The sequence below is a fragment of the Emticicia sp. genome (assembly GCF_049241225.1).
Classification (GTDB): Bacteria; Bacteroidota; Bacteroidia; order Cytophagales; family Spirosomataceae; genus Emticicia.
In genome coordinates, this window is record NZ_JBMLRC010000278.1 from 27,163 (window position 1) to 34,501 (window position 7,339).

A 7,339-nucleotide genomic window follows, 5' to 3' on the forward strand; every position below is an offset into this window, starting at 1 on the left:
GTCTTTTTTTTATTCAGATATCATTAATTCATCATATTTTTCATAGATATAATCTTCTTTTTCATAAAATCTATCAGAAAGTACCAACAAAACGGCACTCTCTGAGAAATCGTACATGGTATGCCAATCTCTTGGTTCGAGTAAAACACACTTGTCAGGAGTATCTAAAATAAATGTTTCTTCAGTTTCGCCATTGTGAACATATACTTTACACGACCCACTCACACATGTAAGAGCATTGTAAGCCAATTTATGACGATGCCCTCCACGAACCTGATTAAATGCATTATAGATGTAAAAAATGCGTTTAATACCATTTGTAAGAACCTTTTCAAAAACTGTTAAACTTCCCTTTTCCGATAAAAATGTTTGTAACTCTAATAAGGTTGCCATGCAAATAATATTTCTAAATTAAACCTAAATTTATCTACGATTTATACAATCATACAACAAAACTATTCTATAAATTAATGCAATCGTTCCCGATAACGTTGCCAATATTTAAAATGCGACTTATTCACAACCACAAGGAAACTTCAATTGTTTTGCCTTTTCTTTATTAACCAAAATTTGCCAGTCTTTTGGTTTTGGAATAAACACTACTTTACCTGCCCCTGGGAAAATTGTTGATTGCGTAGGCTGCCCCATTGCAGATGTTATCTGTTGATACATTTTGGTTGGTATCAAATCAACACAAACGTTTATTCCTGCAAAATCATTGTATTGAAAATACTTTATAAAATGTTCTAATTGCTGGTCATTAAAAGCATTTATAATTTTCGTTGCCTTTTTCCAGCCTTCGATGTATGTACTATCATTAGGCGTTGCCCAATTTCCAATTCCAACCCCAACAAATCCCTTTATGGCCGAATCATGTACGTGGCTGTAATAGCCTCCAATAACTTTCTTTTCGTGAAAACGACTCAAAGCATATACATTGCAGGTTCGTTGAAAAATCGGACATAAGTTTTCTCTTAAACCTGTACCATCTCCACCAACTATACAAAACGGAAAATCCATCACAGCTTCACCTTTTTGCATTTTTACTTGCTGCATATAACCAAAAAAATTCTTCTCAAACTCAAAAGGCTTCTGTGTGTAGCGGTATTTATACACTACTGACAGTTCAAGCACAAAAAAAGTTGTAAAAGCTACTAAAAAAAATTTATTATACGGTATTTTTCTTACATCAGTTGGCAAGAAAAAACACGAAAAAATGACAGGTAACAAGGAAGTAAACCTCGATGGTACACGATTGTATGCTCCCCACGGGAAGATTTTTAGTGTTGGTATCTTGTTCGGATGATAAAAAGTAGAAATCAATAACAGAATAATCAGTGGCAAGAATACTAACCAAAACTGTTTTCGATTGCTAAAAAAGCCAATGATTCCCAAACTCAAACAAACCCAGCCGGGACTTCCCGACCCCAATCCTTCGGGCATATCATTCAAAAGGTACGTAAATGGATTATGTAATGCACTAAAATTTGGAAAATATGGCAATAACATCCGCAGCGGGTGACTCCAAAAATGCGGAGCATTGACATCATCGAGATGAAATGATTTAGCTTCAAAATAGATTTGCAATACTAAAGGTAAATACAAAAACATAAATATTAAGCTCGGAAGACTCAATGTCAAATAGAGCATTGGCGAACGCTTTATGTCAGCATACCAGTCGATAAGATACTTTTTCAGTTGGTTTTCGCCTCTTGCAATCCTTTTTACAATGATTAGTATCACGGCAATTAAACTTATTACAAAGCTATTCAGGGCAAATCCGCAAATATAACCCAGATTCATTCCGAGGGTAGCCAGAAGTATAAATACCTTTAAATATACCCATTTTAGAGATATATTTTCTTTGAGAATGATTCGTTTAACTAAAATAAAGTCCGTAAAAAGGCTCAGAATTGCCCAGTGAATTGTGCTGTGATTGTAGTGATTGGGGTATTTATTGAGGGCATAAAAATTAAAAAAGGTTACTATAAAACCCACAAAAAAAGCCTTTGTCTGCCCAAAATCTCTTTTTAAAATTAAATAAGAGCCTAAAAATGAAACGATTAAACTAAGAATGTAGTAATAGTTTAGCCAAGCTCCATGACCGAAATTATTGTAGAAAAAAGCAAACCAGTAATTGCTTTCGAGCGACCAGTCAGAGAAAACTTGGGTAGTACCAAAAGGATAAAATGTTTGATTATGATTAAAAACTAAACTCGGAAATGGCTTGAAACTAAGGTGTTGTGAAAGATAATAACCCACGTATTCCCATTCATCGACATCTCCACCACCCGATAGTGGCATCGAAAAGTTTCTAATAAAAAAAACGCCATATACAATTGGTAAAAATATGGTGATAGCTATAAAAAGTAAATTTATTTTTTTTTGACTCATCAATTTCTGCATCATAAAAGTTTAGCGGCTGCTTCATCAACCCAAACGTAAGAATTGGTATGAAGTTTAAAAACTGTCGATGGAAGTCCAACGTTTGGTTCTTGGTCAAAAGTTTGTTTTAAAACCTCAGATTTACGTTCACCAGTTGCTATTAAAATGGCAACTTTGGCTTCCAAAAGATGTTTTAAACCAATTGTGATACCTTGTGTAAGGGAGGTGATTTCCTTAAAATATTTCTGACCGATGGTAATTGTGACATCAGCCAGTTCTGAAACGTGGCAATAGTTATCAAAACTGTACCCAGGTTCGTTTAAGCCAATATGACCGTTCACTCCTACTCCAACCATTATCAAATCTGCACCACCTTTACTAAAAAGTAATTCATCAACACGTTTGCATTCTGATTCAAGGTCTGCTGACATTGAATCAAAAAAAGTATATTGTTCAAGATTAATTTCGAGTGGTTTCAATAAATTTTCTTCTACGATGTATCGGCAACTGCCTTCGCTTGTGGCAGGCACACCCACCCATTCGTCAAGACCAATGATTGTAACTTGCTCAAAATCAGAAGGTTTTGCCAATTCAACTATTTTTTTGTATGTCAAAACTGGTGTATCGCCCGAAGTTAAAATCAGTGTCGCAGTAGGTTTGGTTTTTACTAAATCAATGATAAACTTGGCTGTATGAGTTGCTAATTGCTCTGGGTTTTGAAAAGTTTGTATTTGCATTTATGAAAATTACATGATTTCTAAGGCTCCAAAGCTATGATTTAATATTTGTTTTTGCAATTTTATTTCATCTCATAAATACCGTATTCTCAATAATTTACTTTTGTTTTTGTAATCACAAATTTCTGCCTTAATTTTCTGTTCATCAGATAGTTATGTCACTATACTAACCTAAAAAATCGATGAAAACTTTATATTTATTCATTTTTTTGCTTTGTTTTACCACAGTCTCGAAAGCCCAAGTACCAACTACTTTCGACTCACTCGTAACATTCCTAAAAACAAAACCTAAAGATACGCTTTACATTTGGGCATTACGGCCTTATACATTGAAAGTGATTTATGAAAAAGCTAACTATAAAATGGCCGATTCGCTGAATAGAGTAGTTTTGTCGCTTTCTGAAAAATTGAATTACGGTCGTGGCTATTATTTTCATTATTTATTAAAAGGAATTATTCATAATCAAAAATCGGAGTATAAACTCGAACTTGCCAATTATGAAAAATGCTTAGAAATGGTAAAGAAACATAAACTCAACTTGTATTTACGAGAAGCTTCGCTTGCCAATATTGCATTGGCTTATAGAAACCTCGGCAATAAAGACAAATCTATGGAATTGGCATTGAAAGCCATTGATTTGCAAGAAAAAAACAATTTTCCTATCAAGTTTTTAGATGCAGGTCCTTATGGATTGGTTTCGGGAGTACTGAAAGCATACAAAAAACCAAAAGAAGCATTGAAATATACTCAAAAAGCCTTGGAAATCGCTACTAAAAAAGCAGATGAGCAGAGTATGGGTATTCAAGAAAATAAAATGGGGAATCTGTACGACGATATGGGCAAAGAAAAAGAAGCTCTTACTCATTATTTGAAAGGGCTTGTTCATGCAAAAAAAGCAAACTATTTATTGCTGCAAACCGATTTACTTTCAAATGTTGGGCGAACATACGCAAATCTTGGACAACCCAAAAAAGGAGAACCATATTTATTAGAAAACGAAAAACTTTGCCGACAATTGGAGTCGCCAGTTGGGCTTCAATCTGCCACAGGAATTTTAGGAGAGTATTATATGGAACAGAAAAACTATCCTATAGCCGAAAAATATTTGGTAGAAGCCTATCAACTAAATGAAAAAGTAGAAGATTTGGCAGATAAAGAATATAGTACTAACATTTTGGCTGAGTTTTATGCAAAGATAAATAATCATAAAAGAGCATTTGAGTTATTGAAAGAATACAATGCTTTGAAAGATTCAAGTGCAAAGATTGAATCAGAAGAGTTATCGAGAGATTTATTGGCAAAATACGAAACCGAACAAAAAGAAACCCAAATAAAACTTTTAAACGAAGAAGCCAAAACTGCCAATTGGCAACGAAATGCTCTTTTAGGAGGTACTATTTTAGCAATTTTGTTGGCCATCATTTCAATAGCCTTTCTGATTAACAGAAATAAGTTGAAACGATTGGAAGAAAACCAAAAACTTAGAAACAGAATTTCGGCCGACCTCCACGATGAAATTGGTAGTACCCTGAGCAGCATTTCAATTTTATCGGAAATCGTAGCATTTCAAAAAAAGAAAGGTGAATTTAAGCCAGAAATTATGCAGCAAGTGAGCAATGATTCGAGAGAAGTGATTGAAAAAATGGACGACATTATTTGGACAATCAACCCCGAAAATGATTCTTTCAACAATCTTGAAACTCGTTTGAAATCATTTGCTATTCCACTTTTTGAATCAAAAGATATTGATTTTCAGTTCAATTTTTCCTCCGAATTAGAAAATTTGCGTATTGACATGGGCAAACGCCGTGATATTTACTTAATTCTGAAAGAAGCCATCAATAATTTGGTAAAATACAGTCAATGTAAAAATACTTCGATTTTAGGAAAAATTGAAGGTAAGTCATTAATAATGAGCGTAAAAGATGATGGTGTGGGCTTTGATAGAGAAGCTGAAACTGTGAGAAATGGGCAAAGAAATATGAAAATGCGAGCGGAGAAAATCGGAGCAAATTTGGTGGTTAATAGCGAAATTGGTTCAGGTACAGAGGTTACATTAGCCTTCGAAATCTAAAAACCATATATTTATCTGATTGATATTTTCTAAAAAAAATATTCACTTTGCTACCCATAAACATTATGAACGAGACCGTGATAAAAGTAGCACTATACGAAGACAACGCCACGCTCCGAACCAGCCTGACGCACTTGCTCCAAAGTTCCGAAGAATTTGATTTTTTGGGAGCTTATGACTCGCCTATAAATATTTTGGAGAATAGCAAAATTGCCACGCCCGACGTTATTTTGATGGATGTTGATATGCCATTGATGAATGGCATTGATGCCACCAAACTACTCAAAGAGCGATATCCGCAAGTTAATATTCTGATATTGACTGTTTTTGAAGACCGAGATAAACTTTTTAGTGCCTTGCAAGCGGGTGCAAGTGGGTATCTGCTGAAAAAATCTAAAATCATCGAAATCATCGAAGCTATCCACGAAATCTACAACGGTGGTTCACCGATGACTCCCGCCATTGCCCGTAAGGTTTTGGAATTTTTTAATCAACCAAAAGCTGTTCAAAACAAGGAAAATAACCTCTCTGAGCGTGAACTCGATATTCTGAAATGCCTTGTCAATGGCGATTCCTACAAAATGATTGCCTCAAATTGCTATATCAGTATGGGTACGGTGCGTAGCCATATCAACAATATCTACAAGAAGTTGCACGTAAATTCAAAGTCGGAGGCAGTAGTAAAAGCCCTCAAAGAGAAGATTGTCTAACAAAACCATATATTTATCCGATTGACTGATTTTGTTTAATATCGGATTTTTGTAGAAAAAAGCTCTATGAAAACGATATTGAAATCAACGTTTTTTGCTGCCATCTTTGCATTAAATCACAGTTTTGCACAAAACGCAGCTGAAATTAATCTTCAAGGAACCCAAAGTCTAATCTATTCACGCGGAACAGGAAGTTCAGATGTTGAGTCATTTTACCGAACGGGTATTCTGTCCGAAGTACCTCTTACTACACCGAATATCGCCAACAAAACTTTTGCAGGTTTATTGGGGCTTGCCCAAGCCAATGGAAGCAACGCAGGGGTTGTCTACAAATTTATCAAACTCAAGTTATGCAACGGGTGTAACAGGAAGTACAAATCTTTTACAAGGCATAGGTGTAGGTGTGGCGGGTAGAGTGTTTGCCAGCTCAGTTGCTTCCGCTATGGCTATCGGAGGAGATTTTCAAGCAACGACATTGAATAATACCAATGGGAATATTGAAATTATTGGTGTAAATACCTATCTCAGTTCAAGTTCTAATACGGTCTCATCTGTTGGACATGGCGTAAAAACCAGAATTATTGGTAATTTTTCGCAATTTGTCTATGGAAATTCAGTACAAATTACCTTAGGAAACACTAACACTGCTGTGGCTTATGGAGGACATTTTAGTATAAACGCACCTGTTTCGACACAGGCGTTTGGGGTTTATGCTTATGGGGGCGAAAACGCCAATCAACACGCTGCATGGTTGAATGGAAGAGTGAGAATCGGTACTACTTTTAATTCGGCTGATATGCTCGAAGTTGGGGGGGTAGGACGTTTCCGTCATTCTACACAAAACGCTGGTATTTGGTTTAATAATCAAACTAACGGGATAAACGCCACAGACGGGGCATTTATCGGAATGGAAACCGCTACTGCAAACTCCGAAAGATTCGGGGTTAAACTTGGCGATGACTGGAAATTTACGGTTAGTAGAAGTGGAGTAGCAAATGTAAATGGGTCGTTGAGTGTTACTGATACTTTGCAGGTAGGTGGCAGTATCGGTGTTGGGAGTGGTACTCTATCAAAACATATCCGTATCGAAACTACGATGGGTTTTATTTATGCGGCTAATAATTTTACTACTTTGACCGTAACAGCAACTGGTGCAGCCGTTGGCGATAACGTTATTCTGAATTTTATCCAAGACATAGGCCCGTTGATAGTTTCGCAAGTGTGGGTTTCGGCAGCCAATACGGTTTCGGTTAAACTTTATAACCAACCCTACGGCTGCAAGCAACAATTTCCCAACGAATATGCCAGTTAGAATCATTCTTACCAGATAATTCAGACTAAATATTTAACCGATTAGCGGGTGTTGTTTTGAATTTATATAACGCTTTCAATTCGATACAGGAATTTCCTTACAGAGGCTTGATTTTTCATA

6 protein-coding genes are annotated in these 7,339 nt (G+C 35.8%); 3 read left to right on the forward strand and 3 right to left on the reverse strand.

Features of this window, described 5'->3' with window-relative positions:
- Positions 1 to 9 precede the first annotated feature (9 nt).
- The 3 genes from ACOVO2_RS15100 to ACOVO2_RS15110 all read right to left on the reverse strand — a co-directional run bounded on the left by ACOVO2_RS15100 (position 10) and on the right by ACOVO2_RS15110 (position 3,122).
- On the reverse strand, positions 10 to 393 hold the full coding sequence (locus tag ACOVO2_RS15100; RefSeq protein ID WP_421770782.1) for a sugar 3,4-ketoisomerase: 384 nt from the start codon (positions 391 to 393) through the stop codon (positions 10 to 12).
- Between the two features lie 120 nt (positions 394 to 513).
- Positions 514 to 2,394, reverse strand: a complete 1,881-nt coding sequence (locus ACOVO2_RS15105) for a hypothetical protein (RefSeq protein WP_421770783.1) — start codon at positions 2,392 to 2,394, stop codon at positions 514 to 516.
- An 11-nt stretch (positions 2,395 to 2,405) separates the two neighbouring features.
- Positions 2,406 to 3,122: a 6-phosphogluconolactonase gene (locus ACOVO2_RS15110; RefSeq protein WP_421770784.1), complete on the reverse strand. Its 717-nt coding sequence runs from the start codon at positions 3,120 to 3,122 to the stop codon at positions 2,406 to 2,408.
- Between the two features lie 182 nt (positions 3,123 to 3,304).
- Here ACOVO2_RS15110 and ACOVO2_RS15115 point away from each other — a divergent pair, with 182 nt between their 5' ends.
- The 3 genes from ACOVO2_RS15115 (at position 3,305) to ACOVO2_RS15125 (ending at position 7,219) form a co-directional block, all read left to right on the forward strand.
- Positions 3,305 to 5,197 (forward strand): tetratricopeptide repeat-containing sensor histidine kinase, encoded by a 1,893-nt coding sequence (locus ACOVO2_RS15115; RefSeq protein ID WP_421770785.1) that lies wholly within the window; start codon positions 3,305 to 3,307, stop codon positions 5,195 to 5,197.
- 65 nt (positions 5,198 to 5,262) lie between these two features.
- On the forward strand, positions 5,263 to 5,907 hold the full coding sequence (locus tag ACOVO2_RS15120) for a response regulator (RefSeq protein WP_421770786.1): 645 nt from the start codon (positions 5,263 to 5,265) through the stop codon (positions 5,905 to 5,907).
- A gap of 304 nt (positions 5,908 to 6,211) precedes the next feature.
- Positions 6,212 to 7,219, forward strand: a complete 1,008-nt coding sequence (locus ACOVO2_RS15125; RefSeq protein ID WP_421770787.1) for a hypothetical protein — start codon at positions 6,212 to 6,214, stop codon at positions 7,217 to 7,219.
- Positions 7,220 to 7,339: the final 120 nt, after the last annotated feature.